The following is a 26898-nucleotide window of genomic DNA, read 5'->3' as shown; positions in this document are numbered from 1 at the left end:
GGGGCGTTGGGTCACGGGCGGTCAGGTGACTACACGGCCCGGGCAGCCGGCACGACCGGTCGGGGATCCGCTGCCCGGTGGGCCCGTTGCAGGTGGGGGCTCATTGGGGTCCGGGGGCCCAAGACGGGTGCACCGCACGCTCGTTAGCGTCGAAACCATGTCACATCTGGGGGAGTTGCGTCGTCGGATCCGACGATGGTCACGGGGTTCCAGGCCGCGTACGGACGTCCGGTTGCTGGGTCTGCGCCACCGGCGCGATCGGGGGCAGGGGGCCTTGGAGTACCTGGGCCTGGTCCTGGTGGTCATGGCGATCGTCGGCGCTCTGGTGGCGACGGGGATCGGTGCGGAGCTCACCGAGAAGATCGGCGCGCAGGTCTGCCGGATCGGGGGCGGCGGGAACTGCGGTGGTGACGGGAACACCGAGGCCCGGGACGGCGGTTCGGGCAAGCCGGGCACCGGGGATCCGGCGTCGGACCGCAACGACGACGGTACGCCGAAGGCGCCGGCGCAGGTCGACTACGACAAGGCGCTGAAAGAGCTTCAGGACGCCCAGAAGGAAGAGACGTCCAACACGGACAAGGCGAAGGAAGCCGCGAAGGAACTCGCGAAGATCCTCGCCGACGAGCTCGGGATCACCGACGCACTGAACTGCATCACCAAGGGCGACATGGGCGCCTGCACGGAAACACTGATCAACGTCCTGCTCAGCCTGATCGGGGGTGCCGTCGGGAAGCTGGGCGCGAAGTACGGCGCCCCATGGAAGTGGAAGAAGGCCTACAAGCTCATCAAGAGCTTGAAGAAGCACGGCGGCGACCTCTACGACGCCCTCAAGGGCCTGGTCAAGAACCGCAAGAAGGTCAAGGAAGCCGAGAAGAAGCTCGAGGACGCCCGGAAGAAGCTCGACGACACGAAGAGGGACCCGCCGAAGAAGGACGACAAGCCCGACGAGAAGAAGCCCGACGAGAACCCGAACTGCAAGGTCAAGCACAGCTTCCTGCCGGGAACACAGGTGCTGCTCGCCGACGGGCGGACCGTCCCCATCGAATCGGTGCGGACCGGCGACCGGGTCCGGGCCACCGACCCGTACAGCGACCGCACCCAGGGCCGACGGGTCGAGCGCACGATCACGACGTACGACGACAAGGACTTCACCCGGCTGACGTTCCGGACCGCCGGCGGGCCTGCGGTGATCACCGCGACCGGCACGCACCCGTTCTGGGCCGTCGGCCGGCGGCGTTGGGTGGATGCGGACGACATCACGCCCGGCACGGAGCTGCGGACCGCGGACGGCTCCGTGCTCGCCGTCTCGGCCGTCTTCCGGTACACCCAGCGGCAGACCACGTACGACCTGACCGTCAACGGCATCCATACGTACTATGTGCTGGCAGGCGGCGCCCCCGTCCTGGTGCACAACAACTCCTGGTGCACCGACGAGGAACGCCTCGAGGATGCCGACGACATCGCCAAGGGGCACGCGGACAGCAAGCACGCGGGCGACTTCCCCGGCCTGTCGACCGACGATCTCGCCGAACTCGCCAAGGACGTGATCAAGAATCCGTCGCGGACCAAGGACCTGGGCAGTGGCCGGAAGGCGTTCCTCGGCAAGGACGGCACGACCATCGTGATCCACGATCCAATGAGCCCGGACGGCGGAACCATCTTCCGGCGGGACCCGGCGAAGCTCGAAGAGTACTGGGAAGGGCTGAACTGATGTCGGCAGGCGAAGTGGCGGCGAGCGAACTGCTCACGGGGGCCGAGACCGAACTCCTGCGACGGGCGCTCCTGGAATGGGGCGGCCCGGCTCACTGCAGCGACCAGCTCGCCGTCGGCATGGGCTTCGCGGACGAGCAGGACCTGGTCGACCGGTGCAGCAGGCTGCGGGCTGCACTCGCCGACGACACCCCGCTCGCACCGGTGGACTGGGCGCGGACCCTGCTGGCCGTGGAGATCGTGTTCGTCAGCGACCTCGCCGGCACCGGCGTCGAATGGCGGACGACCACGGGACTCGGTGACGAGCCGACCATCATGATGCTGCGGTCGATCCAGCGGAAGCTGGCCAGGACGGTCAAGCCCTACTACGGGAAGAGCCCGAGCGAATGACGACGGATCGGCCTCGTCGCCGACCTTGGGTCCCCGGCTGAGTCCTGGGGCCCAAGACGGTTCCGGAGCGGGTCGCTGGCGTCGTGCCCCGGAAGTGTTCATGGCCCGCCCGCCCCCACGTACGGACAACGACCACGGGGCGGGCGCGGGACCGGAAGGGTGGACGGGTGAGGACTCGCTTGCAGACGGCGGAGCAACTGGCGCTGACCGAGGAGGAGTCCCGGCTCCTGCAGCAGGGCCTGGTCGAGTGGAGCGGCCCGGCGCGCTGCACGGAGGAGTTCGCGGTGGCCATGGGCTTCGACGACGCGGCCGACCTGAACCGGAGGGGGGCCAGGATCCGTACGGCACTGGCCGCGAAGGAACCCCTGGAGCCGATGGACTGGGCGCGGGCGCTGCTCGCCACGGAGTTGGCGTTCGCCAGCGAGGTGGTCGGCTCGGGCTACGAGTGGTCCACGACGACCGGCTGGTCCGACGACACGACCGTGAAGGTCCTGCGCTCCACGCAACTGAAGCTGATCCGCACGGTGTCCCCGCTCGTCGGCCGCGGCCTGGGCACCCGGCCCCAAGGGCTGTCGGATCACGCCGGACTCGCGGGGCACGCGCCCTGATCCGGCCTGATCCGAAAGAAGGGCACCGAACCTCTTGGGCGCGGCCCCGAGTTGGGCCCGTGGGCCCACGCACCCGCCGCCGCCCGGTTGTTAGCGTGCCGGGCAGGGGACGGGGCCCATGGTCGGAAACGGGGAACGATGAAGGCTCGCACAGCAGTCATGGCGGCGACGACAGCGGCGCTCTGCCTCGCGGCCGTGTCCTGCGGCCCGTCCGGCGGCGACTCGTCCCACGGCAAGGACAACGGCAGGGCGAGCAGTCCGTCGAGCGCGAAGCCGTCCGGCAAAGACACCTCGTCCCCGCCCCCGCCGCCGTCCCCGGGCACGCTGCCGGCCGGCACCGGCAAGGTGCTCACCGAGGCGGAGCTGACCGAGGCGGCCCTGGCCACCGGCGACGTGGCCGACTACGAGGTCACCCCGCTGCAGGGCAGCCAGGACACCGGCACGGAAAAGGCCGAGAGCCGGGCCTGCCGGCCACTGGCCGCCGTGATCAACGGCGCTCCCGAACCCGCCGCGACCGCCACCGTCTTCCGTACCGTCATGGACAAATCGGAGGAGGGAAGGGACGACCGGACCGTCGTCACCGAGATCCTCACCTCCCACCCGAAGGGCGCGGCCCAGCAGGTGCTGCGCGACGTCCGGGACGCGGTGCAGGCCTGCGCGGGCGGGTTCAGGACCTCGAGCGACGAGGGGCCGTCCACGTACAGCAAGGTCGATCTGCTGGATGCGCCGCGGGTGGGCGAGGAGAGCATCGCCTACCAGGTGACGGGGAACATCGAGGGCGACAAGGTGCCGCTGGTCTTCCAGCTCGTACGGAGAGGTTCGACGGTCGTCACGTTCTACGTCGCCGACTTCGTCGACGCGACGCCTCCGGAACTCCCGGCGGAAGTGGTCACTGCGCAGCTGGCCAAGCTCCCGTAACCGGCCCCTCAGCCGGCCCGGTCGATCTGCACCTGTACGCCCGGCCGCAGCCCCCACTTCTCCATCGTCCCGGCCGCCGACTCGAGCACATGACGGGATTGCAGCCGCACCATCCCGAGCCGACCCGGCTTCATCGTGTGGACCGCCACGACGTTGAACTTCCGGTCCAGGTACGCCACATCGATCGTGAACCGCATCCCGAACGTGTGCACACTCCCGCACGGGGTGATCATCAGCGCCCCGTCGATCCCGTCCTGCCCGAGAAGCCCCTTCGACCGGGCCCGGTACGAGGCGGCGATCCGAAGCGGTACCTCCAGCCCCGGTCCCCCCTCCCGGTCCCCGATCGTCAACGTCCCGTTGCCATTGCGCCATTGACCCATGGCGACGACGGTAGCGCCCGGTGACAGCCGCTGGGCCCGAAATGACGCGCAGTGGGCCCCAGGGCCCATGACCGCGTGTGCGTCGCCCGCCTAGGGTCGGTTCCGTGTACGTCATGCTGACAGGCGTCGCCGCGCTCTGGGGCGCCGCGACCGGACTGCTGGTCCCGCGCGCCGCCTACCGGTTCTCCGTCGAACCGGAGGACGCATGGCGGGACACCTGCCCCGCCGGCCACCCCTTCAGTGGGGTGGCCCGCGGCTGGCTCGGCTCCACACGGTGCGCGGCGTGTGCCGCGGGTGCTGCGGTGCGTACAACTGCGGTGCGTCCGACTGCGCAGACGAAGACGGCCGCGGTACCGGCCCCACCCGACGAGCGCGACGAGGCCGCCGAGATCGCCGAGTCGGCGGACGCGAGCACGAGGGAAGGCGACGGTCGGGAGGGGGACCCCCGCACCGAACCGGTCGCGCGCTACGCCCCCGCCGTCCTTGCCCCCGTCGCCGGCACCCTTGGCTGCGCCGCCCTCGCCGCGGCCACCGGGCTCCGGCCCGAGCTTGCCGTCTGGCTGCTGCTTGCCCCCGTCGCCGTACTCCTCGCCACCATCGACCGCCGCGTCCACCGGCTGCCCGACCGGCTGACACTGCCGCTCGCGGGTGCGGCCGTCGTACTGCTGGGTGGCGCGGCGCTGCTTCCGGAGCACGCCGGTTCGTGGCTGTCCGCTCTGCTCGGCGGCCTCGCCCTCGGCGGCTTCTACTTCCTGCTCTTTCTGATCAACCCGAACGGGATGGGCTTCGGCGACGTCAAGCTCGCCCTGTCGCTGGGGGTGGCTCTCGGCTGGTACGGGTGGGCGGTCGTCTTCGCGGGCGGCTTCGCCGGGTTCGTGCTCGGTGCCGTGTACGGGTTCGGGCTGGTGATCCTGCGGCGGGCCGGGCGCAGGACGGGCATCCCGTTCGGGCCGTTCATGATCGCGGGCGCGCTGCTCGGGATACTGTTCGGCGGCCTCGCGGCCTGACGGGCCGGAGCACCCGGAATTCGGTCGCGCCCGCGAATGTGCGGATGACACCATCCCCGCATGCCCGGAACATCCGAAGAAGAGGAACGCACACGCTTCGAAGCGCTCGTCGCCGAGGCCGCCGCCGTCTCCGTCGACGGCTGGGACTTCTCCTGGCTCGACGGCCGGGCTACCGAACAGCGCCCCTCCTGGGGGTATGCGCACGCCATGGCCGAGCGGCTGGGCCGGGCGCAGGCGGCCCTCGACATCCAGACCGGCGGCGGCGAGGTCCTCGCCTCCGCCCCGAAGCTGCCGCCGTTGACCGTTGCCACCGAGTCCTGGCCGCCGAACATCGCCCGCGCCACCGCCTTTCTGCACCCGCTCGGCGCGGTCGTGGTCGCCGACGCCGACGAGCCGCCGCTGCCGTTCGGGGACGCGGCCTTCGACCTGGTGGTCAGCCGGCATCCGGTGACCACGTGGTGGGCGGAGATCGCGCGCGTACTGAAGCCCGGTGGTACGTACTTCTCGCAGCAGGTCGGTCCGGCCAGCGTCTTCGAACTCGTCGAGTACTTCCTCGGCCCGCAGCCCCCCGAGGCCCGCGGCGCCCGCGACCCGCAGCGGGCCCGCGCGGACGCGGAGGCGGCCGGGCTCGAAGTCGTCGATCTGCGGCTGGAGACGCTGCGTACCGAGTTCTTCGACATCGGCGCCGTCGTCTACTTCCTGCGGAAGGTGATCTGGATGGTGCCCGGCTTCACGGTCGAGCAGTACCGGCCGCAACTGGCCGCCCTGCACCACCTCATCGAGGCCGAGGGGCCGTTCGTCGCGCACACCACCCGCTTCCTGATCGAGGCCCGCAAGCCGTAGCGGCCGTAAACGTGGTGACGCTCGCTGTGCCATCACTCTCCCTTCACCGGCGTACGCCCAAAATGATGCGACCCTGGGCGGTGAGCGCACGGGGAAGGAGCAGGCCATGAGGGTGGAGAACGGCGAGGAGGCCTCCCGCAGCACGCGGCAGGGCAACGCCGAATGGCTCAGAGGGGCACGGGTCGTCGGCGTCCTCGGCCTCTTCTACCGGCCGGAGGGGCGGATGGGGGAACCGGAGGCCGTCGAGTTCCTGCTCTCCGGCAGCCAGTCGTTGCTCCTGACCTGCGCCTCCGACTGGACCCTGCATATCGGGCCCGGCACCTGGCCGCGTCTGCCCGACTGGTGCGTACCCGCCGGCCAGTGGGGGTTCGCCGCCCTGCCGCACCTGCCCGAACCGCCCGACGGCGGCTGGACGGTCACCCGCACGGAGGAGCTCCGGGACGAGCGCGGCGAGGTGCACCAGGCCGTCATCCGGTGCGAGGGCGGACGCTTCGTGGTCATCGGCGGGGACACGGTCGCGATCCGCTACACCCGAGGCCACCGCGGCGCGGAAGCGACCACCTGAGGACACAAGCGACCGGCTACCGGGTGGGCGCTATGCGTGCGGCCCCACCGTCACCTTTCCGACCGTCAGTTCCGGCTTCCCCTCCAGCACCGCCCCCACCCGCTCCACCTGCTCCTCCAGCCCCCGCAGCTGCCCGGTCGTGAGCGGGGACAGCGGCTCCACGGTCACCGCGATCCGGCGGCCCGAGCGGCGCTGGTGCCAGACCCCGGCGACCGTGCCGTCGATCAGCAGCACAGGGTGGTTCCCCGCCTGGCCACCCGCCAGCGCGCGGGTGTACGCAGCGTCCGGGAAGAGCCTCTCGCGCGGCTGCGACGCGATGGCGAACGCATCGAAGTAGGGGAGCAGCCGAACCCCGCGCGCCGGCCCGGTGGGGAAGTCGGTGTCGCCCGCCACCAGCCAGGCCGGCCCGCCACCCTCGTACGCCACCTCTTCGATCGCCCCGGCCCCGGCCTGCTCCGCGAACACCGACACCGCCCAACTGTTCGGTGCGGCAAGCCATTTCGCGAAGTGCTGCGGCGTGGCGGGCCCGTACGCGTACAGATAGCGGTGTACGAGCCCGGCCAGCGCCTCCGGGCCGTCGAGCGGGGTGGCGCCCGGGTTCGTGTACGTGACCTTGCGGCCGCGGCCGGGGGCGAAGCACAGCACACCGCGGTGGCCCGCGAGATGCATCACCTGCCGCCAGCGCGGCCACATGTCCTGGAACGCGGGCATCACCCGGTCCCCGGCCCATGGCCCGGTGCGGGCGACCACCGCGTCGGAGAGCTCGTCGATCGTCAGCTCGGCCCCCGCCAGCGCGTCGCCGACCGCCGCGAGAACCTCCTCGGTCTGATCCGCGCTCAGCCGGACGTCCTGGCGGAACGGGCTGGTCCGGGCCGGGATCGCGGACAACGCACCGGTCCACAAGGGCAGTTCGGCAGCCGGCAGCAGATGTACGGTGCCGCGCGGCCCATGCGTCCGGACCAGGGTGCGGTCGTTCCACAGAGCCTTGCGCACGTCGGTACGCGTCGCGCCCGCCAGCCGCAGCCCCACGGACAGCTCGGCGGCGGACGGCACCTGTGCGTGCGCGGCGAGCATCGCCGCCACGGCGCGGTCGGGGGAGGAGGTCATCGGGGCGGCGAGGCCCTGGCGTTCGATCCGGCGCGCGTTCGCCTGGGCCCAGGTCACGGTCGCGGTTCGTGTCGTCATGATGCGGAAACTAGCGGCCCATCAGGTCAGGGCGTGTCCCATATGTGGTCCATGACCTCCACGAGACGTACAGCTGCGGTCCTCGCCGGCGCGATGGATCCCGTCCTGGCGCCCGGCCCTCGCGGGCTGCGGGAAGGAGCGGGCCCAGGACGGCGCGGCGGCCGCCGCCGCGGCAGCGACCGTAACGGCGCTCACGACGACGCCCACCCCTTCCGCCGAAGCGGCCCACCGTCGACCGGGTGAAGGCCGATGCCCAGGTCGAGCGGATCAAGGCGGCGCTCACTCCGATGGCCCAGGACCCGCACACCACCGAGGCCGAGGTCCGCAAGGTGGCCGGTCGGCGGCCACCGAGCCCACTGCGGGCCGCCAACGGGGACGGGCCCGGACCCGGGAGGCACCGGTGCGGCGTCAAGGCGGCGCCCCCGGCCGTCCGCCCTCTTCGCACCCTCTCCCAGGCCCCGGAATCCGTGCCCGGACCGGAGTCCCGCGAATTCGGAGAGTAATTGTGGAGCGGTGTGGCACGCAGCATCACTTACGAAGGGTTATGGTGGAAACCCCCCCTCGGGCCGGTCCGTATCCCCCCCACGGACCGGCCCGATTTTTTGTGGGCCGGTGGTGCGGGTCCCGGGCGGGACCCGTGAAAACCGGACCGATCAGCCCCGTCCGGCCCAGATGTTGGTGCCTTCGGTGTCCACGGCGAAGGTGTCGATCTCCTTCAACTCCTCGGCGGACAGCGCCGGTCCGGCGAGCGCCGCGACATTCTCCTCGAGCTGCCGCACACTCGACGCGCCGATCAGGGCAGACGTCATACGGCTGTCCCGCAGCACCCAGTTGAGTGCCAGCTGAGCGAGGGACTGGCCGCGCCGCTGAGCGATGTCGTTCAGCCCGTTCAGCCGGCGGACCACCTCGTCCGAGAGCAGATCCGGGCTGAGGGACTTGCCCTGGGTCGCGCGCGAACCCTCCGGGATGCCGTGGAGGTACTTGTTGGTGAGCAGGCCCTGGGCGAGCGGCACGAAGGAGATGCAGCCCATGCCGGCCGCCTCCAGCGTGTCCAGCAGCCCGTCGTCCTCCGTCCAGCGGTTGATCATCGAGTAGGACGGCTGGTGGATCAGGGCGGGCACACCCATCTCCTTGAGCAGCCGGGCGGCCTCGGCGGTCTGCTCCGAGTTGTACGAGGACACACCCACGTACAGCGCCTTGCCCTGCCGCACGGCGGAAGCCAGCGCACCCATCGTCTCCTCGAGCGGGGTGTCCGGGTCGAAGCGGTGCGAGTAGAAGACGTCGACGTAATCCAGCCCCATCCGCTTCAGCGAGGCGTCCAGTGACGACAACAGGTACTTGCGGGAGCCCCACTCGCCGTACGGGCCGGGGTGCATGTCATACCCGGCCTTGGTCGAAATGATCAGTTCGTCACGGTACGGGGCAAAGTCCTGACGGAAGAGCTTTCCGAAATTGAGCTCGGCGGAGCCGGGCGGCGGGCCGTAGTTGTTGGCCAGGTCGAAGTGGGTCACCCCGAGGTCGAAGGCGCGGCGCAGAATCGCCCGCTGGGAGTCCAGTGTGCGGTCGTCGCCGAAGTTGTGCCACAGGCCGAGCGAGACGGCAGGGAGCTTGAGACCGCTGCGGCCGGTCCGGCGGTACTCCATGGAGTCGTAGCGCGAACCGGCAGCCCGGTAGGAGGAAGAAGAATCAGTCACGTTTCCCTCCTTATCACGTACTTGTGACAGACCAGGTTGGGCCGGTGCGGCGCCTGCGCAGTAATGTGGCGACGTCGGGGACTGCCACGGCACGGCGGAACGATGGACTCCGCGGACTTGTGCGGCGATCCCCAGGGGGACGACCCCGGACCCCGGGCAGTGGGGCGGGCGGGCCCGCACAGAACCGAGAGGTGAACTCAGTGAACTTGCGCGACCTGGTGTACAGGCTCTACGCGCGCCGGGTGGAGGCCCGCCTCGATCACACCCAGGTGCCCAAGCACATCGGTGTCATCCTCGACGGCAACCGGCGTTGGGCGAAGGCGTCCGGCGGCACGGCCGCGCAGGGACACCAGGCCGGTGCGGACAAGATCCAGGAGCTGCTCGGCTGGTGCAGTGAGACCGATGTCGAGGTCGTCACCCTGTGGCTGCTCTCCACGGACAACTTCGACCGGCCCGCGTCCGAGCTGACCCCGCTCCTCGGCATCATCGAGAACACCGTGCGCGACCTGGCGGCGGACGGCCGGTGGCGCGTGCACCACGTCGGCACGCTGGACCTGCTGCCCGCGCACACCCAGACCGTCCTCAAGGAGGCCGAGCAGGCCACGGTCGGCGTCGACGGAATACTGGTCAACGTCGCCGTCGGCTACGGCGGGCGACAGGAGATCGCGGACGCGGTGCGGTCGCTGCTGCTCGACCACTCGTCCAAGGGGACGTCCTTCGAGGACCTCGCGGAGATCGTCTCCACGGACCTGATCTCCGAGCACCTGTACACGCGGGGGCAGCCGGATCCGGACCTGGTGATCCGTACGAGCGGTGAGCAGCGGCTGTCCGGCTTCATGCTCTGGCAGAGCGCGCACTCCGAGTACTACTTCTGCGAAGTCTTCTGGCCGGCGTTCCGCAAGGTCGACTTCCTTCGCGCGCTGCGCGACTACGCGGCCCGAGGCCGCCGCTTCGGCGGCTGACGCCACGCATCCGAACCCGGCCTGTCCGGCGTTCGAGGACTGAACCCCGGGGCGGGTGGGCGCCCTGACCCGTGCCCCGGGGCACTGCTTCCGGCTCGCCCGCGCCCTTGCGTAACGGTTCCGGCCTCAAGTGCCGGACAGGCTCACACCGTGGGCCCGGACCTGCGCGGTCGGGGGCATCACTTCCGGCTCACCCGCCCGCCTCGTGGCGGCATGGCTTCGCGTGTTCGAGGGAATACCCCTGTCAGGTCGACGTCCGGTCAAAAACCAGGCGGACGTCGTGTCCAAGTGAGTGGCATCGAGTCCGCTCGCCCGGGAGGCCCTTTGCACACGAAGGACCGTACATACAGTGCGGTCGACGCGGAGGGCCGGCGCTCGGCCCGCGCAAGGTGGCCGCAGCCCGGTCCGTCCTCTCCCTTTGGGATGCTCCGCGACGCCGTCGCAGCCCAACCTCGTCCGAGGGGGTACGTCCTTCCGTGGTGACCAGCACAAAGCGCCGCATGCCCGACAGGCGCACCTATGTTCTCGACACCAGCGTCCTGCTGGCCGATCCGAACGCCATGGCCCGCTTCGACGAGCACGAAGTCGTGCTCCCGATCGTCGTGGTCACGGAACTGGAGGCCAAACGCCACCATCCGGAGCTCGGCTACTTCGCCCGGCAGGCCCTGCGCCTGCTGGACGACTTCCGCGTCCGGTACGGCCGGCTGGATGCCCCGATCCCGCTCGGGGATCTCGGCGGAACGCTGCGCGTCGAACTCAACCATTCCGATCCCGGCGTACTGCCCGCCGGCTACCGGTTGGGGGACAACGACTCTCGGATTCTCGCGGTCGCGCGCAATCTGCAGGCCGAGGGATACGACGTCACGGTCGTCTCCAAGGACCTGCCGCTGCGCATCAAGGCATCGTCGGTCGGCCTCCTCGCGGAGGAGTACCGCGCGGAACTCGCCATCACCGACTCCGGCTGGACGGGGATGGCCGAACTTCCCCTCTCGGCCGAACAGGTGGATCTGCTCTTCGGAGAGGAGACGCTGTACGTCCCCGAGGTCGCCGAACTGCCCGTGCACACCGGACTGGTCCTCCAGTCCGAGCGTGGCAAGGCGCTCGGCCGGGTCACGGCCGAGGGCAATGTGCGCCTCGTCCGCGGCGACCGGGAGGCCTTCGGGATCCACGGCCGCAGCGCCGAGCAGCGCATCGCCCTGGATCTGCTGCTCGACCAGGACGTCGGCATCGTGTCGCTGGGCGGCCGGGCCGGTACCGGAAAGTCGGCGCTGGCGCTCTGCGCCGGTCTCGAAGCCGTGCTGGAGCGCAGGCAGCATCAGAAGGTGATGGTCTTCCGGCCGCTGTACGCGGTCGGCGGGCAGGAGCTCGGCTATCTCCCCGGCACCGAGGCCGAGAAGATGAGCCCCTGGGCGCAGGCCGTCTTCGACACGCTGTCGGCGGTCGCCGGGCGTGAGGTGATCGAGGAGGTGCTGGGGCGCGGGATGCTGGAGGTCCTGCCGCTCACCCACATCCGGGGCCGGTCGCTCCATGACGCCTTCGTGATCGTCGACGAGGCGCAGTCGCTGGAACGCAACGTCCTGCTGACCGTGTTGTCCAGGATCGGGTCGAATTCCCGAGTTGTGCTCACGCATGACGTGGCCCAGCGGGACAACCTCCGGGTCGGCCGGTACGACGGAGTCGTCGCCGTGGTCGAAAAGCTGAAGGGCCATCCGCTCTTCGCGCATGTCACGCTCACCCGCTCCGAGCGTTCGCAGATCGCCGCACTGGTGACCGAAATGCTGGAGGAAGGCCAGATCTGATAGGGGATGCCACAGTTGATGCCGCCCGGCAAGCCAAGGAGCTTAGCCGGGCGGCATCATGTTGCGGCACCATTTCGGCAAAACACCTGAGCCAAACGAGGTGTGAGCTTTCACACGCAACGGAGAATTGCTTCGCGGCGGCCCGTTCCGGCAGAGTCTTGCTTCCGTCAGGCCCCGCATACGGCACACCCGCACCTCCAGAGGTGCCACGCACCACACAACTCAAAAATCGCCGTCCGTATGCCGCCCGCGAGCACCACGCGGCACTCCCTCAGGGGAGCTGCCCACCGGGCCCGTGCCTCCCCGTGACCCAAGCAGTAGGGAGGCCAGTGTCAGGGGCACGATTGCGCCTGCGAGGTCACCTAAGCGGGCGATGCTGGAAGGACACCGTGTGAGCCGGATCTCGGTCCGGGGGTTCGCCGTGGCATCTGCCACCGCGGTCACCACCGTCGGCGCCGTCGTAGGCGTTGCTTCGGGCAGCACTCCCGCTGTCGACGACAACAACTTCGAGGCGGCCGCAGCCGACACGACGCTTCTCGCCGACATCCCTGCGGGCCAGCAGGCCCAGGTGCAGACCGCCTCGCTGACGCAGCAGGCCGACGCCCAGGCGTCCGCGGCCGACGCGGCGGCGAAGAAGTCTGTCGAGGAAGCGGCCCGTATCCAGGCCGCCAAGGACGCCAAGTCGAAGAAGCAGGCGGCCGAGGACAAGCTGGAGCAGGAGCGGCAGGCCAAGAAGGACGCCGAGCGCGCCAGCCGTTCCGAGGTCCGCAGCGCCTCCGCGTTCGCCACGCAGAGCTCGTACACCGTGGCCGAAGTCCAGGCGATGGCCCGCCAGATGATCCCCAGCGATCAGTTCCAGTGCTTCAGCAACATCGTGAACCACGAGTCGAGCTGGAACTACCGGGCGACCAACGCCGGTTCCGGTGCCTACGGTCTGGTCCAGGCGCTGCCCGGCTCCAAGATGGCATCCGCGGGCGCCGACTGGCAGACCAACCCGGCCACCCAGATCAAGTGGGGCCTCAACTACATGGACAGCCGCTACGGCAGCCCGTGCGGTGCCTGGTCCTTCTGGCAGGCGAACAGCTGGTACTAGAAATCGGAACCTTCCGGGGTTCTGGTCGCAACCTTGCGAAGCCCCTCACCGTCCTACGGTGAGGGGCTTCGCGCGTGTACCGTCGTCCGAACGACTCCGGGGGAGCGGTGGGGAGAGAAAACGGGGGAAGAGGAACACACATGTCGAAACTGCCAGGGTGGCTCGGCCGGCTGGGCGCCGAACTGACCGAGCTGGGCGAGCGCCTCGAGGAACGCCGGGCCGCGGCGGAGGCCGAGGCGGACCGGGACGCGGACGCCGAGCCGCCGATCCCGACCGCCGTCGACCACCCTGCCGCCACGGTCGACCATGTGCCGCCACCGCCCGCGTACGCCCCGTCCGTCGCCGTCCGGCCCGATCCGGTCGCGGCGATCCCCTGGGGGATGCGCGTCGCGGCCGAGGCCGGCTGGCGGCTGCTCGTCCTGGCGGGCACGCTCTGGGTGCTGATGCGGGTCATCAGTGCCGTACAGCTGGTGGTGCTGGCGTTCGTCGCCGCGCTGCTCGTCACCGCGATGCTGCAGCCGACCGTTGCCCGGCTGAGGCGGTACGGGCTGCCGCGCGGCCTGGCCACCGCCGTCACGGCGATCCTGGGCTTCGTCATCATGGGCCTGGTTGGCTGGTTCGTTGTCTGGCAGGTCATGGACAACCTCGACACCCTCTCCGACAAGGTGCGGGACGGTATCGACGAATTGAAGCGCTGGCTGCTCGACAGCCCCTTCCACGTCACCGAGCAGCAGATCAACGATGTCGCGAAGAACCTCAGCGACACCATCGGCACCAACACCGAAGAGATAACCTCCGCCGGACTCCAGGGCGTCACCGTGATGGTGGAGGTCCTTACCGGGATACTGCTGGCGATGTTCTCGACGCTCTTCCTGCTGTACGACGGGAAGCGCATCTGGCAGTGGGTGCTCAAGCTCGTACCGGCCCAGGCCCGGCCGGGTGTCGCAGGCGCCGGGCCGCGCGCCTGGCGGACGCTGACCGCCTATGTGCGGGGCACGGTGCTGGTCGCCATGATCGACGCGATCTTCATCGGGCTCGGGATCTGGTTCCTCGATGTGCCGATGGCGGTGCCGCTCGCCGTCTTCATCTTCCTCTTCGCCTTCATCCCGCTGGTCGGCGCAGTGGTCTCCGGAGCGCTTGCGGTCGTCGTCGCGCTGGTCACCGAGGGCGTGTTCACCGCGCTGATGGTGCTGCTCGTGGTGCTGGCCGTGCAGCAGATCGAGGGGCATGTGCTGCAGCCGTTCATCCTCGGGCGCGCGGTACGCGTCCACCCGCTCGCCGTCGTCCTCTCGGTCGCCGCGGGCGGCATGGTCGCGGGCATCGGCGGTGCGGTCGTCGCGGTGCCGCTGGTCGCGGTCACCAATACGGTGGTCGGCTATCTGCGGACGTACGGGCAGGAGGCCGCCCTTCGCCATGCACCGCAGCCCCGCGGGGCCACGGCAATCGGTGCGGCCCCGACCCCGATTCCGCCCCCGTCCCCGCCCCCGACGCCGGGGCCACCGCCCGCGGGTGAGGGCGAAGGGGAAGTGAAGCCGCCGGTGCAGTGAGGCGGAGAGTGCAATGAGGCGGCACGAAAAGAAGGGCCCCGTGGACGGTCGGTCGTCCTCGGGGCCCTTCTCGTATCAGGGGTACTGCTGTTACTGCTCGGCGAGCACGGCCTCGGCATCGAGGGTCACGCCGACCGCCTGGATCACCGAGGCAATCTTGACGGCTTCCTGAATGGTCTCACGGTCCACGCCGGCCTTGCGCAGCACCTGCTCGTGGGAGTCCAGGCACTGGCCGCAGCCGTTGATCGCGGAGACGGCGAGCGACCACAGTTCGAAGTCGATCTTCTCCACGCCCGGCTTGCCGATGATGTTCATCCGCAGGCCCGCACGGAGCGTCCCGTACTCGGGGTCCGACAGCAGGTGCCGGGTCCGGTAGAAGACGTTGTTCATCGCCATGACGGCGGCGGCCGACTTCGCCGCGGTGTACGCCTCGGCGGAGAGGTTGGCCTTGGCCTCCGGCTCCAGCTCGCGCAGCACCTTCGGCGAGCGCGAGGCGATCGCGCAGGCGAGGACGGTGCCCCAGAGCTGCTGCTGCGGGAGTTCGCTGTTCCCGATGACCGAGCCGAGGTTCAGCTTCAGGTCCTTGGCGAAGTCCGGGACGGCGGCCTTCAGTTCGTCGAGTGCCATGTCGGTGTCAGCTCACTCGCCCGAGAGGAGCGCGACCGGGTCCAGGGTGTTCTCGCCCTTGGTCCAGTTGCACGGGCACAGCTCGTCGGTCTGCAGGGCGTCGAGGACCCGGAGGACCTCCTTGGGGTTACGGCCCACGGAACCGGCGGTCACCATCGTGAACTGGATCTCGTTGTTCGGGTCGACGATGAAGACGGCGCGCTGCGCGAAGCCGTCCTCGCCCTCGATGCCGAGGTCACGCATGAGCTCGTGCTTCGAGTCGGCCATCATCGGGAAGGGCAGGTCGGTCAGGTCCGGGTGGTCCTTGCGCCAGGCGTGGTGCACGAACTCGGAGTCGCCGGAGAAGCCGAGGATCTGGGCGTCACGGTCGGCGAACTCGTCGTTCAGCTTGCCGAAGGCGGCGATCTCCGTGGGGCACACGAAGGTGAAGTCCTTCGGCCACGCGAAGACGATCTTCCACTGACCCTCGTAGGTCTTGTGGTTGATCTGCTCGAACTCCTTGCCGCTCTCCAGCGAGACACAAGCAGTCAGGTCGAACTCGGGGAACTTGTCACCGACAGTGAGCACGCGCTCTCCTTGCAGCGTAGGAATTCCCTTTTGCGGGAGTTCCTGGGGGTTGGGCGATGTCCACCTTGGCACAGGGTGCATTGATCGCGGAAATAGCTACACTCGGTCGTGATGATCGGAGGTGCCTATCAGTGGCGCAGGGCAACCAGGGCAATCGACCCAAACAACCCAGTCTGTCGCAGCTGCGTGCCTTCGCGGCCGTGGCGGAGCACCTGCACTTCAGGGACGCGGCGGCAGCAATCGGGATGAGTCAGCCCGCGCTCTCCGGGGCGGTGTCCGCGCTGGAGGAGACACTCGGTGTCCAGCTCATCGAGCGTACGACGCGCAAGGTGCTGCTCTCGCCCGCCGGGGAGCGGCTGGCGGTGCGGGCCGGGGTGGTGCTGGAGGCCGTCGGCGAGCTGATGGAGGAGGCCGAGGCGGTCCGGGCGCCGTTCACCGGAGTGCTCAGGCTCGGCGTGATTCCGACCGTCGCCCCGTATCTGCTGCCGACCGTGCTGCGGCTGGTCCACGACCGCTACCCGGAGCTCGACCTCCAGGTGCACGAGGAGCAGACGTCGTCGCTGCTGGAGGGGCTGGCCGCAGGCCGGCTGGACCTGCTGCTGCTCGCCGTGCCGCTCGGGGTGCCCCAGGTGACCGAACTCCCGCTCTTCGACGAGGACTTCGTGCTGGTCATGGAGCGCAGCCACTGGCTGGGCGGTCGCGCCGACATTCCGCGCGAGGCGCTGCGCGAGCTGCCGCTGCTGCTGCTCGACGAGGGGCACTGTCTGCGCGACCAGGCGCTGGACATCTGCCGGGAGGCGGGGCGCACGGAGGGGGCGCCGGTGACCACGACCGCGGCCGGGCTCTCCACGCTGGTGCAGCTGGTCGCGGGCGGGCTCGGGGTGACGCTGCTGCCGCGTACCGCCGTCACCGTGGAGACCGCCCGCAACGACGCGCTGGCCACCGGCTATTTCGCGGATCCCGCGCCGTCGCGGCGGGTGGCGCTGGGGATGCGGACCGGGGCGGCGCGGCACGGCGAGTTCGAGGAGTTCGCGGCCGCACTGCGTGAGGCGATGCGGCCGCTGCCGGTACGGGTGACCGCAGCCACGTGACATGCGTGAAAAAAGGGTGCGGTCCTCCTCCTCACGGAGGGACCGCACCCCTTGCGCTCACCGCTTCGTCGTCGTCATTCCGTCCGCAGGCCGTCCGGTCGCATGAGCCGCCACAGCAGTGGCAGCGAGACCAGGGTGACCAGCAGGATCAGTGCGGTGCCCGCCCCCACCATGGGCAGGAACAGCCACCAGTCGGTCACCTTCTTGGCGATCATCCTGATCATCACCGCGCCGAGCCCGAGCCCGCCCGTGACCGCCACCACCAGGCCGATGAGCACCGGTACGGCGGTCTGCCAGAGCACCGACCAGCCGAGGGTGGTCCGCCGGGTGCCGAAGGCGACCAGGACCGACAGCAGGCGTCTGCGCTCCCGCAACTGCTCCAGCTGGGAGACCAGCATCGAGGCGGCGATCAGCAGCAGAGTCACAGTCGCGCCGACCTGGAGGCCGGTCTGCACGCTCGCGTACTGCCGGTCGCGCGTCACCGAATGCAGGGAGGAGACGCGCATCCCGGGGTCGATCCTGGCCGCCGTGTTCCGTACGTACTCGGAGACGTCCGGGACGCTCTCGTCGACCTTGATCTGCGCGTTGACCGTCGCGCCGGGCAGCGTACTCGGGTCGACCGCGCCGACCGTGGCCATGATGCCCCAGTGGTCCTCGCCCATGGGATCGCGGCGGGAGACGACGGTCGGGGCGTCGGCGGGCAGGGTCCACCGCTTCGACTTCACGCCGCCCGACGGCCCGGCGGACGAGCTGATCTCGACCTCCTTGCCCTTGCGGGCCGTCTGGTCCATCCAGGCGGCCATGCGCTTGTTGTTCCTGGGGTGGACGACGAAGGCGTCGCCCTCCTTGCAGGAGCCGATCCGGGCGAGCTCGCGCAGGGTCGCGCAGTCGCCGATGGACAGTGAGGTGGTGGGCCGGATGTCGCCCTCGTACTTCCCCGGCCGGGTGACGTACACCTCGACCGTGCCGATGACGGCCTCCACGCCCTTGGTGGCACGGAACTCCTTGATGGTGCGCGTGGCCGCGTCGCCGGTCACGTTCTCGGAGAACGTCGTGAACTGGGCCCGCGAGGGGTCCTGCCCCGTCATCCGGTTGAAGTCGTCGCCCACCGCGGCGAACAGCATCTGCAGCGCCACCGCGCCCGCCACCGCGACCGTGATGCCGCTGACCGCACGGGACGCCGCCCCGCTGCTCAGCTGGAGCCTGCGGGTCGCGAGCTGCCAGGGCACGGGGCCGCCGCGCAGCCGGTTCACACACGCCTCGACCAGCCACGGCAGCAGCAGCGCGAGCCCCACCAGGACCAGGACGGCGCCGGCCGCGATCGGATACGGATCGACGGGGGTGTGCCTGTCGACGTTTCCGGTCAGGGCGAGCACCGCCACGCCCGCGACCGGCATCAGCAGCCGCCACCGGAGCCGGCGCCTGCGACTGCGGTTGTCGCGTACGACTCCGAGCGGTTCGATCACCACCGAGCGCAGGGCGGTCAGGGTGACCAGCACCGCCGCCACCGGAACCGCCACCGCGACCAGCGCCGCGAGCCAGGGGGCCGGGACCAGATCGGCAGGGAAGGCGCTGACGTCCCACACCTCGACGGCGCCCATGAACTGACGTCCCGCCAGGAAGAACGCCAGACCCGCCAGGAGGCCGAGCACCGCGCCGAAGAGCGCCTCGCCGGCCGCGATCCGGCGGGTCATCCGGATGTCCGCGCCGACCAGGCGCAGCGCCGCGAGCCTGCGGTCGCGGCGGTCCCCGCCGAAGCGCACGGCGGTCGCGATGAAGATCGCGACCGGCACCAGCAGGACGACGCAGATCATGATGACCAGCACGATGAGAACGGGGGACAGGGGCTCGGCCGGGGCCCGGTCGCCGTAACCCGCCAGCCGGTGGCCGCCCGCGGCGGCGGTCAGGGTGGCGCTGCCCGCGTAGAAGCGCAGTTCGCTCGGGGAGATCAGGCCCGGGTCGGCGATGGTGCCGGTGATGCGGTACGGCAGCCGCTCCTTGAGGAGTCGGCCCTCCGGGGAGCCGAGCAGCTCCTTGAGGGCAGGAGATGCGACCATCTCGTCCGGGCCGGGGAAGTTCGTCACGCCGGGCGCGGTGACCGGGTGCGTTCCCTCCGGCCGCATCAGGAAGCCCTCGACGGAGCGGCCGCGGTACTCGGACTCCGCGTTGATCCGCAGCACCGTGGAGTCCGACTTCGGGACGGTGTCGTCGCGTGAGACGCGGGCCTCGGTGCGGGCCTGTTCGCGGGCGGAACGCTGTTCGAGCAGATGCGGGACGGAGGAGGCGGCGAGCAGCAGCGCCACGCCGAGGCCCACACCGACCGCGGTGAGCACGGTGCGGGTCCAGCCCTCACGCCCGCCGGAGGAGGCGAACCGGATGCCGAGGCCGAGATCGCGCAGCAGGGCGATCGCGCGGGAGGGCTCGGCGGGCCGGGGCTGCTCGGCTGCCGGGACCTTCTTCGGTTCGAGCAGCGTCATGCGGCGTGCTCCAGGTCACGGGCCCGGCCGTCGCGCACGGTGACGTCGCGGTCGGAGTAGGCGGCGACGCGGGCCTCGTGCGTCACCAGGACCACGGCGACATCGGCGGACCGGGCGGCCTCGCCGAGCAGTTGCATCACCCGCTCGCCGTTGAGGGAGTCCAGGGCGCCGGTCGGCTCGTCCGCGAAGATCACCTTCGGGGAGGAGACCAGGGCGCGGGCGATGGCGACGCGCTGGCCCTGGCCGCCGGAGACCTCGCCGGGACGCTTGGCGCCGAGGTCGTCGACCTCCAGGCGCTCCATCCAGCGGAGGGCGGTGCGCTCGGCGTCCTTACGCCTGGTGCCGCTGAGGCGGAGCGGCAGGGCGACGTTCTCCACACAGGTCAGCTCCGGGACGAGCTGTCCGAACTGGAAGACGAAGCCGAAATCGCTGCGGCGCAGGGCGCTGCGTTCGGCGTCCGGCATCGCGGAGAGCTCGCGGCCCGCGTAGGTGACCGTGCCGCTGTCGGGCGTGACGATGCCGGCGAGGCAGTGCAGCAGGGTCGACTTGCCGGAGCCGGACGGCCCCAGCACGGCGACGATCTCGCCGCGGTGGACGGAGAACGAGGCGCCGTCCAGGGCGGGTGTCGAACCGTACGACTTGTGCAGGTCGCGGGCGACGAGGAGGGAGCCGGCAGGGGTCATGCGGCGACCTCGCGGGCGAGGCGGTCGAGTCGGGCGGCGGTCAGTTCCAGCCAGCGGAGGTCGGCCTCCAGATGGAAGAGGGCGTGGTCGCAGATCAGCTGATCTGCGAGGTCGCCGCCGCGCTTGCGGTCGGTGAGGATGCGCATGAGGCGCAGGTGCTCGGCGCGCTGCGTGTCCAGGAGGGTTTCGGCGCTGCGGCCGGTGAGCAGGGCCAGGACGACCTTGGTGTACAGCGTCGACTGGAGGTACGGCTCCGGCTTCTCGGGCTGGGCGAGCCAGCCGGCGACATCGGTGATACCGGCCTCGGTGATGGCGTACCGCTTGCGCTCGGGGCCGCCGCCGCTCTCTATGCCGTCGACCTCGACGAGGCCGTTCTTGAGGAGGCGGGACATGGTCGAGTAGACCTGGCCGTAGTGCAGGGGACGGTCGTGGCCGAACTTCTCGTCGAATGTGCGCTTGAGGTCGTAGCCGTGGCGGGGGCCGGACTCGAGGAGTCCGAGGAGGGTGTGACCGATAGACATGCGGACACTATACGTTGTGTGTATACCTTGCATGTATACGCGAGTGGGGCAGTCCTCCCGAGATGAGGCGGGGTATCGGCCGTACTGCTGGGTGCGGCCCTGAGCGGACCTTGCGGCGGGCCCGGGCCGCGACGGCCCGACGACATCGCCCCTGCGCACGGGAACGGGCCCCGGGAGAATGCTCCCGGGGCCCGTTCCTGCGTCACCGCGTTCAGCCGCGCGGTGCCAGTACCTGCTTGAGCACGTCGTGCACGTATGTGTTCGGGTGCTTGCCCGAGAAGCTGTCGGAGAGCGGACCGCTCGCCGTCACGGGCACGTCCACGCTGGTGTGCCCCGACGTGGTCCAGCCGATGGTGAACTTGCGGTCGCTGCCGCGGATCGAGAACGGACCGTCTTCGGCGGAGATGGCGTCCCCGGACTCGTCGGTGGCGTCGAACTCCTCGACCGAGAGACCGCCGGTCTCGTGGTCACCGGTGACGACCAGCAGCGTGTCGGGGTGCGTCGCGATGTACGCGCGGGCCGCCGCGACGGCCTTCTCCAGCTGCTGCATCGACTGCAGGACGCGCGTGCCGTTGTTGGAGTGCGCGAACTCGTCGGTGCCTTCCTCCTCGACCATGAGGAAGAAGCCCTTCTTGTTTCTTTTCTTGTCCAGGCTGCTCAGGGCCTTGCTGGTCATCGTGCCGAGGTCCACGACCGGGCTGTAGACGTCGCACTGGCCCTCGGGGTGCTGCTGGAACATCTCCTCGTTGCTGAACAGCCCGAGGAGCTTGCCGTTCTTGGCCTTGCTCAGCCCGCTCGCACTGTTGACGTACGAGTAACCGGCCTTCTGGGCCTTCTCGATCAGGTTGCCCTTGGTGCCGCGGTTGTCCTCCGTCGTGTCCTCCGCCGGCTTGTCCTTGAGACGACGGCTGAGTGCCCGCGATCGCCGGACGAGCTGATCTTCCGGCCCGTCCGGCGCTGAGGGGCAGGCGCCCGGCGCCTGCCCCTGCTCGCCCGCCCTCTACTCCGCCGGGGGCTTGGGCGGACGGCCTCTGCGGGGGATGGGGGATGTCGTCTTCGGCAGGCGGCCGGCCTCTGCCAGTGCCCTGCGCAGCAGGAACTCGATCTGGGCGTTCGCGCTGCGCAGTTCGTCCGAGGCCCAGCGGGCCAGCGCGTCGTGCACCGCGGGGTCCAGCCGCAGCAGCATCTGCTTGCGCTTCGGGGTTTCTTCCGTCACTGGTAGAGCGTGCCCGTGTTCAGGACGGGTTGCGCCGCGCGGTCACCGCACAGCACCACCATCAGGTTGCTGACCATGGCCGCCTTGCGTTCGGAGTCGAGTTCGACGATGTCCTGTTCGGCGATCCGGGTCAGCGCCATCTCGACCATGCCGACCGCGCCCTCGACAATCTGCTGGCGGGCCGCGACCACCGCACCCGCCTGCTGGCGCTGGAGCATCGCGGAGGCGATCTCGGGGGCGTACGCGAGGTGGCTGAAGCGGGACTCGATGATGCGTACGCCGGCGGCCTGCACCCGGGCGGTGAGTTCGGCGGCCAGCTTCTCGGTGATCTCGTCCGCGTTGCCGCGCAGTGACAGGCCGCCCTCGTCGTGGGCGTCGTACGGGTACTCGATCGCGATGTGGCGGACGGCCGCCTCGGTCTGCGTGGCGACGAACTTCCGGAAGTCGTCGACCTCGAAGAGCGCCTGCGCGGTGTCCTCGACCTTCCAGACGACGATCGCGGCGAGCTCGATCGGGTTGCCGTAGGCATCGTTGACCTTGAGGACCGCGGTCTCGTGGTTGCGGACCCGGGTGGAGATCCTGCGGCTGCTGGTCAGCGGGTTGATCCAGCGCAGTCCGTCGGCGCGGATCGTTCCGACGTACCGGCCGAAGAGCTGGATGACGCGGGCCTCGCCGGGCGCCACCATCTTGACGCCGCTCATGCAGAAGAACGAGGCGACGGCGAGAAGCACCCCGACGACGAGGAGCGGGATCCCCGCCCCGTTGTGGCCGTTGGCGCCCAGGGCGCCACCGATGATCGCCAGGCCGACGCCGAGGAACACGCCGAGGACGGTCAGGAGCAGGCCGAAGCCGCCGGGGATGGAGTGGGCCGTGGTCTCCCGGACCTGCGGCTCGGGCATCTCCGGAGCGCCGTCGGTCTGCACCGTTATCGGTTGGTCGGTCATGATTCCCCCTGTTTGCGTGTCTAGCGTGTTGCTAGCAATGTGATTACACATTAAGCGAATTCGCAACCATGCGCACCTCCCGGGAGTCGGTTCCTTAGGGAACGGGTGCTGATTGTCACGTCCGGAAAAGACCGGATCGGCTGCATTTTGTCCTTGCCGACAGTGTTAGCTGTCTGGGCCGGGCGGATCAGGCGAGCAGAGAAACGGGAGCGATACAGCGATGGGTCGAGCGGATGCGCGACGAGCCCAGCAGCGCGGAGCGCGGCGGGCCGCGAAGAGCGGCGGCATACGCAGACTCTTCACCTGGCGGAAGATGCTGGGCACGTTCTTCGGGTTCTGCCTGCTGATCATGGGCGCCTTCGTGGCCCTCTACCTGTACGTGGACATACCGAAGGCCAACGCCCTGGCCGAGCGGCAGAGCAACGTCTACCAGTACAGCGACGGCACAGTGCTGACCCGGACCGGTAAAGGGGTCAACCGCCAGATCGTGGACCTCGACCAGGTCCCCAAGGAGGTGCAGCACACCTTCGTCGCCGCCGAGAACAAGACGTTCTACAAGGACAAGGGCGTCGACCTGAAGGGCACCGCGCGCGGCATCCTCAACACGCTCTCCGGCAAGGGCAAGCAGGGTGGCTCGACGATCACCCAGCAGTACGTGAAGAACTACTACCTGACGCAGGATCCGACGGTCAGCCGCAAGCTCAAAGAGCTGGTGATCTCGCTCAAGGTCGACCAGAAGAAGGACAAGAACTACATCCTCGCCGGGTACATCAACACCGCGTACTACGGACGCGGCGCGAGCGGGATCCAGGCCGCGGCGCAGGCCTACTACGGGGTCGACGCCAAGGACCTCAACGTTTCCCAGGGTGCCTATCTGGCCGCGCTGCTCCAGGCCCCCAGCCAGTACGACTGGGCGGTCGCGACGCCCACCGGCCGCAGGCTCGTCAAGGAGCGCTGGGCCTACACGCTCGACAACATGGTCGAGATGCACTGGCTCGACCAGGCCCAGCGCGACACCCTGAAGTTCCCCGTCCCGGACAAGCCCAAGCCCGCCCGCGGCATGGAGGGCCAGACCGGATACCTCGTCGAGGCCGCCAACAAGGAGCTGGACAAGCAGGGCATCACGGGGGACATGCGGGAGGCCGGCGGCTGGACCTTCACCCTGAACATCGACAAGAAGCGGCAGAAGCAGCTGGAGGCGTCGGTCGACCGCCAGCTGGAGTCCAAGCTGGACCGCAAGGGCAACAAGGTCGACGCGACCGTCCAGGCGGGTGCCACCTCCGTCGACCCGAAGACCGGCGCAGTTGTCGCGCTCTACGGCGGGGTGGACTACGTCAAGCACTACATCTCCAACGCCACGCGTCGGGACTACCAGCCCGCCTCCACCTTCAAGCCGCTGGTCCTCGCCTCCGCGCTGGAGAACGAGGCGAAAACCCAGGACGGCGATCTGATCGGCGTCAACACCCGCTACGACGGCACCAGCAAGCGGCCGGTCGTGGGCAGCGACACTCCGTTCGCCCCGGAGAACGAGGACAACCGGAGCTACGGTGACGTCACCGTGCAGACCGCGATGAACAAGTCGATCAACTCGGTCTTCGCGCAGATGGTGGTCGACGTCGGCCCGCCCGCGGTGAAGGAGACCGCGCTGGCGCTCGGCGTACCGGACCAGAACTTCCCCGAGCGCCCCGCCATCACACTGGGCACGATGAACGCCTCGACCTGGGACATGGCGGGCGCGTACGCGACGCTCGACAACCACGGCCGGAAGGTCACCCCGTTCATCGTGAAGTCCGCCAAGCACCGGGACCGCACGGTCGACCCGATCAAGGGCATCGGGAATCAGGTGATCAGCCGCAAGTCCGCCGACACCGTGACCTCCGTCCTGAGGGGCGTCGTGGACAGCGGCTCCGGCCAGGCGGCCAACACCTCGGCCTACGAGGCGGCGGGCAAGACGGGCACCTCGGAGAACAACAAGTCCGCCCTGTTCGCGGGCTACACCCCGGAGCTCACCACGGTCGTGGCGCTTTTCGGTGAATCCCCCAAGGACGGCGGCGGCCAGGTCAGTCTGACCGGTACCGCCAACTCCGGCCGGGCCAACGGTGGCGGCTTCCCGGCGCAGATCTGGGCGGACTACACCCTCGGCGCGCTGGGCGGCGGCTCCAGTGCCCGGTTCGATCTTCAGGATGTCGAGCGCGGCGAGGTCTCCGTGCCGGCCAGCCCGTCGACGAGCCCCTCGGCGTCACAGAGCCCCGACCCGTCGCCGTCCGAGTCGTCGGACCTGCCTTCGCAGAGCCCGAGCGACACGCCCAGCGATTCGGCCAGTCAGTCACCCATCGAGACGCCGAGCGAGTCCCCCGTCCTGCCGAGCGAGTCCCCCGTCCTGCCGGGCGGGGGAGCGAACTCCGGGCGGCCGGGGAACAACAAACCGCTCAATCAGTGAACGCATGAGCGAGCGGTGAACGCACGGGAGAGGGGCGATGCCGGCCGGCATCGCCCCTCTCCCGTGCGTCCGCGTACGACGGTGTCAGCCGCCGTTGACCTCCTTGGCGATCCGGTCGCCGAGGTCCTTGTCGACGTTGCGCCAGTACTGCAGCGCCCGCTCCAGGACCGGGCGGCTCACGCCGTCCAGGAGATGGCCGGAAATGTTCGACACGAGCCGATCGCGCGCCGCGTCGTCGAGCACCTTGCGGACCATCGTGCCCGCCTGGCCCCAGTCGTCGTCCTCCCGGTGCAGCTTGTACGCCTCGTGGACCATCTCGCCCGCGGTGGCCCAGCCCGCCGGGTCGCCGAAGCGTTCGGTGTCCGCGGACGGCCCGCCGTACGAGTTCGGCGCGTAGACCGCTCCCGTGCGCGTCGGCTCGTACCGCATCGGGCCGTCCTTCGCGTACGAGTTCCGCGAGAAGCGCGGACGGTTCGGCGGCAGCTGCGCGTAGTTCGGGCCGATCCGGTAGCGGTGGGTGTCCGGGTACGAGAAGAGCCGTCCGAGCAGCATCTTGTCGGGCGACGGGCCGATGCCGGGCACCAGGTTCGACGGCTCGAAGGCCGCCTGCTCGATGTGGACGAAGAAGTCCTCCGGGTTCTCGTTCAGCGTCATCCGGCCGACCTCGATCAGCGGGTAGTCGCCGTGCGGCCACACCTTGGTCAGGTCGAACGGGTTGAACCGGTAGTCCGGTGCGTCGTCGAACGGCATGACCTGGACGTACAGCGTCCAGCTCGGGTGATCGCCGCGCTTGATCGACTCGAACAGGTCGCGGCGGTGGACGTCACCGTCGGTACCGGCCACCTCGTCGGCATCGGCCTGGGTGTAGAAGTCGATGCCCTGGTCGGTCTTGAAGTGGTACTTGATCCAGAACCGCTCGCCACCCGCGTTCACCCACATATAGGCGTGCGAGCTGTAACCGTTCATGTTGCGGTACGTCTTCGGGATGCCCCGGTCGCCCATCAGCCACGTCACCATGTGCGCGGACTCGGGGGAGAGGGTCCAGAAGTCCCACTGCATGTCGTGGTCGCGGATCCCGCTCTCCGGGCGGCGCTTCTGCGAGCGGATGAAGTCCTGGAACTTCATCGGGTCCCGTACGAAGAAGATCGGCGTGTTGTTGCCGACCATGTCGTAGTTGCCGTGCTCCGTGTAGAACTTCAGCGCGAAGCCGCGGGGGTCGCGCCAGGTGTCGGGGGAGCCCTGTTCGCCGGCGACCGTGGAGAAACGGGCGAGCATGGCGGTCTGCTTGCCCGGTTGGAAGAGGTCCGCCTTGGTGAACTGGCTGACGTCGTTGGTCACGACGAAGGTGCCGTAGGCCCCGGCGCCCTTGGCATGCACCACCCGCTCGGGGACCCGTTCACGGTTGAACTGGGCCATCTTCTCGATGAGGTAGTGGTCCTGGAGCAGGATCGGGCCGTCGGATCCGACGGTGAGTGAATGTTCGTCGCTCTCCACCGGGATCCCGGCGTTGTTCGTGGTGTAAGGAGCGTTCTTGGTTTCCTCGGTCACGAGCGTCCTCCCGTCGGTGCGGGGTGTCGGTCAGATTGTCCAGGCAGCGCCCGGTCACGACTGAGTCAACTCCGACGAAGAGA

General features: G+C 69.6%; 26 protein-coding genes and 1 pseudogene. 14 read left to right on the top strand and 13 right to left on the bottom strand.

The genetic code is table 11. From position 1 onward, the window contains the following. Positions 1–274: 274 nt before the first annotated feature. The 4 genes from ACWCP8_RS01585 to ACWCP8_RS01570 all read left to right on the top strand — a co-directional run bounded on the left by ACWCP8_RS01585 (position 275) and on the right by ACWCP8_RS01570 (position 3626). On the top strand, positions 275–1711 hold the full coding sequence (locus ACWCP8_RS01585; RefSeq protein WP_352267687.1) for a Hint domain-containing protein: 1437 nt from the start codon (positions 275–277) through the stop codon (positions 1709–1711). Continuing rightward, a complete protein-coding gene (locus ACWCP8_RS01580; protein WP_352267688.1) occupies positions 1711–2100 on the top strand; it encodes a hypothetical protein in 390 nt (129 codons plus the stop codon). The genes ACWCP8_RS01585 and ACWCP8_RS01580 overlap by 1 nt, the downstream gene beginning before the upstream one ends. A gap of 167 nt (positions 2101–2267) precedes the next feature. Further along, the gene (locus ACWCP8_RS01575; protein WP_352267689.1) at positions 2268–2708 is read left to right on the top strand and encodes a hypothetical protein; all 441 of its coding nucleotides are present in this window, start codon (positions 2268–2270) and stop codon (positions 2706–2708) included. A 138-nt stretch (positions 2709–2846) separates the two neighbouring features. Continuing rightward, positions 2847–3626 (top strand): hypothetical protein, encoded by a 780-nt coding sequence (locus ACWCP8_RS01570; RefSeq protein WP_451113883.1) that lies wholly within the window; start codon positions 2847–2849, stop codon positions 3624–3626. An 8-nt stretch (positions 3627–3634) separates the two neighbouring features. Here ACWCP8_RS01570 and ACWCP8_RS01565 read toward each other — a convergent pair whose 3' ends face one another. After that, positions 3635–4006: a DUF192 domain-containing protein gene (locus ACWCP8_RS01565; protein WP_382832161.1), complete on the bottom strand. Its 372-nt coding sequence runs from the start codon at positions 4004–4006 to the stop codon at positions 3635–3637. 104 nt (positions 4007–4110) lie between these two features. Between ACWCP8_RS01565 and ACWCP8_RS01560 the strand changes: the two genes are divergently transcribed. The 3 genes from ACWCP8_RS01560 (at position 4111) to ACWCP8_RS01550 (ending at position 6421) form a co-directional block, all read left to right on the top strand. Further along, entirely contained in the window at positions 4111–5013 is a 903-nt protein-coding gene (locus tag ACWCP8_RS01560) for a prepilin peptidase (RefSeq protein ID WP_451113882.1), read from the top strand. Between the two features lie 60 nt (positions 5014–5073). After that, positions 5074–5856, top strand: a complete 783-nt coding sequence (locus ACWCP8_RS01555; RefSeq protein ID WP_451113881.1) for a class I SAM-dependent methyltransferase — start codon at positions 5074–5076, stop codon at positions 5854–5856. Between the two features lie 106 nt (positions 5857–5962). Then, positions 5963–6421 carry a hypothetical protein gene (locus ACWCP8_RS01550; RefSeq protein ID WP_355998515.1) on the top strand — a complete coding sequence of 153 codons (459 nt, stop codon included), beginning with the start codon at positions 5963–5965 and terminating at the stop codon, positions 6419–6421. Positions 6422–6451: 30 nt separating this feature from the next. Here the strand turns inward: ACWCP8_RS01550 and ACWCP8_RS01545 are convergent, their stop codons facing one another. After that, positions 6452–7606, bottom strand: a complete 1155-nt coding sequence (locus tag ACWCP8_RS01545) for a winged helix DNA-binding domain-containing protein (protein WP_451113880.1) — start codon at positions 7604–7606, stop codon at positions 6452–6454. A 239-nt stretch (positions 7607–7845) separates the two neighbouring features. Between ACWCP8_RS01545 and ACWCP8_RS01540 the strand changes: the two genes are divergently transcribed. Further along, positions 7846–8109 carry a hypothetical protein gene (locus ACWCP8_RS01540; protein WP_451113879.1) on the top strand — a complete coding sequence of 88 codons (264 nt, stop codon included), beginning with the start codon at positions 7846–7848 and terminating at the stop codon, positions 8107–8109. Positions 8110–8259: 150 nt separating this feature from the next. Here ACWCP8_RS01540 and mgrA read toward each other — a convergent pair whose 3' ends face one another. Beyond that, positions 8260–9300: an L-glyceraldehyde 3-phosphate reductase gene (gene mgrA / locus ACWCP8_RS01535; RefSeq protein ID WP_352267701.1), complete on the bottom strand. Its 1041-nt coding sequence runs from the start codon at positions 9298–9300 to the stop codon at positions 8260–8262. Positions 9301–9500: 200 nt separating this feature from the next. Between mgrA and ACWCP8_RS01530 the strand changes: the two genes are divergently transcribed. From ACWCP8_RS01530 to ACWCP8_RS01515, 4 genes are all read left to right on the top strand, one after another. Beyond that, the gene (locus ACWCP8_RS01530; RefSeq protein ID WP_030914966.1) at positions 9501–10262 is read left to right on the top strand and encodes an isoprenyl transferase; all 762 of its coding nucleotides are present in this window, start codon (positions 9501–9503) and stop codon (positions 10260–10262) included. A 476-nt stretch (positions 10263–10738) separates the two neighbouring features. Continuing rightward, a complete protein-coding gene (locus ACWCP8_RS01525; protein WP_313938949.1) occupies positions 10739–12061 on the top strand; it encodes a PhoH family protein in 1323 nt (440 codons plus the stop codon). Between the two features lie 391 nt (positions 12062–12452). Then, positions 12453–13154, top strand: a complete 702-nt coding sequence (locus tag ACWCP8_RS01520; RefSeq protein ID WP_352267702.1) for an aggregation-promoting factor C-terminal-like domain-containing protein — start codon at positions 12453–12455, stop codon at positions 13152–13154. A gap of 140 nt (positions 13155–13294) precedes the next feature. Further along, entirely contained in the window at positions 13295–14701 is a 1407-nt protein-coding gene (locus ACWCP8_RS01515; protein WP_451113878.1) for an AI-2E family transporter, read from the top strand. A 90-nt stretch (positions 14702–14791) separates the two neighbouring features. Here ACWCP8_RS01515 and ACWCP8_RS01510 read toward each other — a convergent pair whose 3' ends face one another. Next, entirely contained in the window at positions 14792–15328 is a 537-nt protein-coding gene (locus ACWCP8_RS01510; protein WP_352267704.1) for an alkyl hydroperoxide reductase, read from the bottom strand. Positions 15329–15340: 12 nt separating this feature from the next. Then, the gene (locus ACWCP8_RS01505) at positions 15341–15895 is read right to left on the bottom strand and encodes a peroxiredoxin (RefSeq protein WP_030969360.1); all 555 of its coding nucleotides are present in this window, start codon (positions 15893–15895) and stop codon (positions 15341–15343) included. A 131-nt stretch (positions 15896–16026) separates the two neighbouring features. Here ACWCP8_RS01505 and ACWCP8_RS01500 point away from each other — a divergent pair, with 131 nt between their 5' ends. Then, entirely contained in the window at positions 16027–16986 is a 960-nt protein-coding gene (locus ACWCP8_RS01500) for a hydrogen peroxide-inducible genes activator (RefSeq protein WP_326627680.1), read from the top strand. 74 nt (positions 16987–17060) lie between these two features. Here ACWCP8_RS01500 and ACWCP8_RS01495 read toward each other — a convergent pair whose 3' ends face one another. From ACWCP8_RS01495 to ACWCP8_RS01465, 7 genes and pseudogenes are all read right to left on the bottom strand, one after another. Beyond that, positions 17061–19463: an ABC transporter permease gene (locus tag ACWCP8_RS01495; RefSeq protein WP_451113877.1), complete on the bottom strand. Its 2403-nt coding sequence runs from the start codon at positions 19461–19463 to the stop codon at positions 17061–17063. Further along, the gene (locus ACWCP8_RS01490; protein WP_352267706.1) at positions 19460–20146 is read right to left on the bottom strand and encodes an ABC transporter ATP-binding protein; all 687 of its coding nucleotides are present in this window, start codon (positions 20144–20146) and stop codon (positions 19460–19462) included. Before ACWCP8_RS01490 ends, ACWCP8_RS01495 begins: the two co-directional genes overlap by 4 nt. Beyond that, a complete protein-coding gene (locus ACWCP8_RS01485) occupies positions 20143–20667 on the bottom strand; it encodes a PadR family transcriptional regulator (RefSeq protein ID WP_267002441.1) in 525 nt (174 codons plus the stop codon). The genes ACWCP8_RS01490 and ACWCP8_RS01485 overlap by 4 nt, the downstream gene beginning before the upstream one ends. Positions 20668–20878: 211 nt before the next feature. Continuing rightward, positions 20879–21019: an alkaline phosphatase gene (locus ACWCP8_RS01480; RefSeq protein WP_451114124.1), complete on the bottom strand. Its 141-nt coding sequence runs from the start codon at positions 21017–21019 to the stop codon at positions 20879–20881. 102 nt (positions 21020–21121) lie between these two features. Further along, positions 21122–21538, bottom strand: a pseudogene (locus tag ACWCP8_RS01475) (alkaline phosphatase); the annotation flags it as partial. 129 nt (positions 21539–21667) lie between these two features. Then, positions 21668–21853 carry a hypothetical protein gene (locus tag ACWCP8_RS01470; protein ID WP_267007980.1) on the bottom strand — a complete coding sequence of 62 codons (186 nt, stop codon included), beginning with the start codon at positions 21851–21853 and terminating at the stop codon, positions 21668–21670. Positions 21854–21879: 26 nt separating this feature from the next. Further along, the gene (locus ACWCP8_RS01465; protein WP_352267710.1) at positions 21880–22827 is read right to left on the bottom strand and encodes an SPFH domain-containing protein; all 948 of its coding nucleotides are present in this window, start codon (positions 22825–22827) and stop codon (positions 21880–21882) included. 220 nt (positions 22828–23047) lie between these two features. Here ACWCP8_RS01465 and ACWCP8_RS01460 point away from each other — a divergent pair, with 220 nt between their 5' ends. Continuing rightward, on the top strand, positions 23048–25267 hold the full coding sequence (locus tag ACWCP8_RS01460) for a transglycosylase domain-containing protein (protein WP_382832184.1): 2220 nt from the start codon (positions 23048–23050) through the stop codon (positions 25265–25267). An 84-nt stretch (positions 25268–25351) separates the two neighbouring features. On the opposite strand, the gene ACWCP8_RS01455 is transcribed toward ACWCP8_RS01460, so the two are convergent. Continuing rightward, entirely contained in the window at positions 25352–26815 is a 1464-nt protein-coding gene (locus ACWCP8_RS01455; RefSeq protein ID WP_352267712.1) for a catalase, read from the bottom strand. Between the last annotated feature and the right edge of the window lie 83 nt (positions 26816–26898).

The sequence above is a fragment of the Streptomyces sp. NPDC002206 genome (assembly GCF_053593595.1).
The sequence above is the reverse complement of the archived record's forward strand: the minus strand, read 5'-3'. Positions and strand labels throughout refer to the sequence as shown.

What these genes read in the sequence shown, in the direction of transcription:
- ACWCP8_RS01515 (WP_451113878.1), top strand. Translation starts at nt 13,295, where the DNA reads ATGTCGAAACTGCCAGGGTGGCTCGGCCGGCTGGGCGCCGAACTGACC.
- ACWCP8_RS01460 (WP_382832184.1), top strand. Translation starts at nt 23,048, where the DNA reads ATGGGTCGAGCGGATGCGCGACGAGCCCAGCAGCGCGGAGCGCGGCGG.
- ACWCP8_RS01550 (WP_355998515.1), top strand. Translation starts at nt 5,963, where the DNA reads ATGAGGGTGGAGAACGGCGAGGAGGCCTCCCGCAGCACGCGGCAGGGC.
- ACWCP8_RS01485 (WP_267002441.1), bottom strand. Translation starts at nt 20,667, where the DNA reads ATGTCTATCGGTCACACCCTCCTCGGACTCCTCGAGTCCGGCCCCCGC.
- ACWCP8_RS01545 (WP_451113880.1), bottom strand. Translation starts at nt 7,606, where the DNA reads ATGACGACACGAACCGCGACCGTGACCTGGGCCCAGGCGAACGCGCGC.
- ACWCP8_RS01555 (WP_451113881.1), top strand. Translation starts at nt 5,074, where the DNA reads ATGCCCGGAACATCCGAAGAAGAGGAACGCACACGCTTCGAAGCGCTC.
- ACWCP8_RS01470 (WP_267007980.1), bottom strand. Translation starts at nt 21,853, where the DNA reads ATGCTGCTGCGGCTGGACCCCGCGGTGCACGACGCGCTGGCCCGCTGG.
- ACWCP8_RS01490 (WP_352267706.1), bottom strand. Translation starts at nt 20,146, where the DNA reads ATGACCCCTGCCGGCTCCCTCCTCGTCGCCCGCGACCTGCACAAGTCG.
- ACWCP8_RS01580 (WP_352267688.1), top strand. Translation starts at nt 1,711, where the DNA reads ATGTCGGCAGGCGAAGTGGCGGCGAGCGAACTGCTCACGGGGGCCGAG.
- ACWCP8_RS01565 (WP_382832161.1), bottom strand. Translation starts at nt 4,006, where the DNA reads ATGGGTCAATGGCGCAATGGCAACGGGACGTTGACGATCGGGGACCGG.
- ACWCP8_RS01465 (WP_352267710.1), bottom strand. Translation starts at nt 22,827, where the DNA reads ATGACCGACCAACCGATAACGGTGCAGACCGACGGCGCTCCGGAGATG.
- ACWCP8_RS01510 (WP_352267704.1), bottom strand. Translation starts at nt 15,328, where the DNA reads ATGGCACTCGACGAACTGAAGGCCGCCGTCCCGGACTTCGCCAAGGAC.
- ACWCP8_RS01495 (WP_451113877.1), bottom strand. Translation starts at nt 19,463, where the DNA reads ATGACGCTGCTCGAACCGAAGAAGGTCCCGGCAGCCGAGCAGCCCCGG.
- ACWCP8_RS01570 (WP_451113883.1), top strand. Translation starts at nt 2,847, where the DNA reads ATGAAGGCTCGCACAGCAGTCATGGCGGCGACGACAGCGGCGCTCTGC.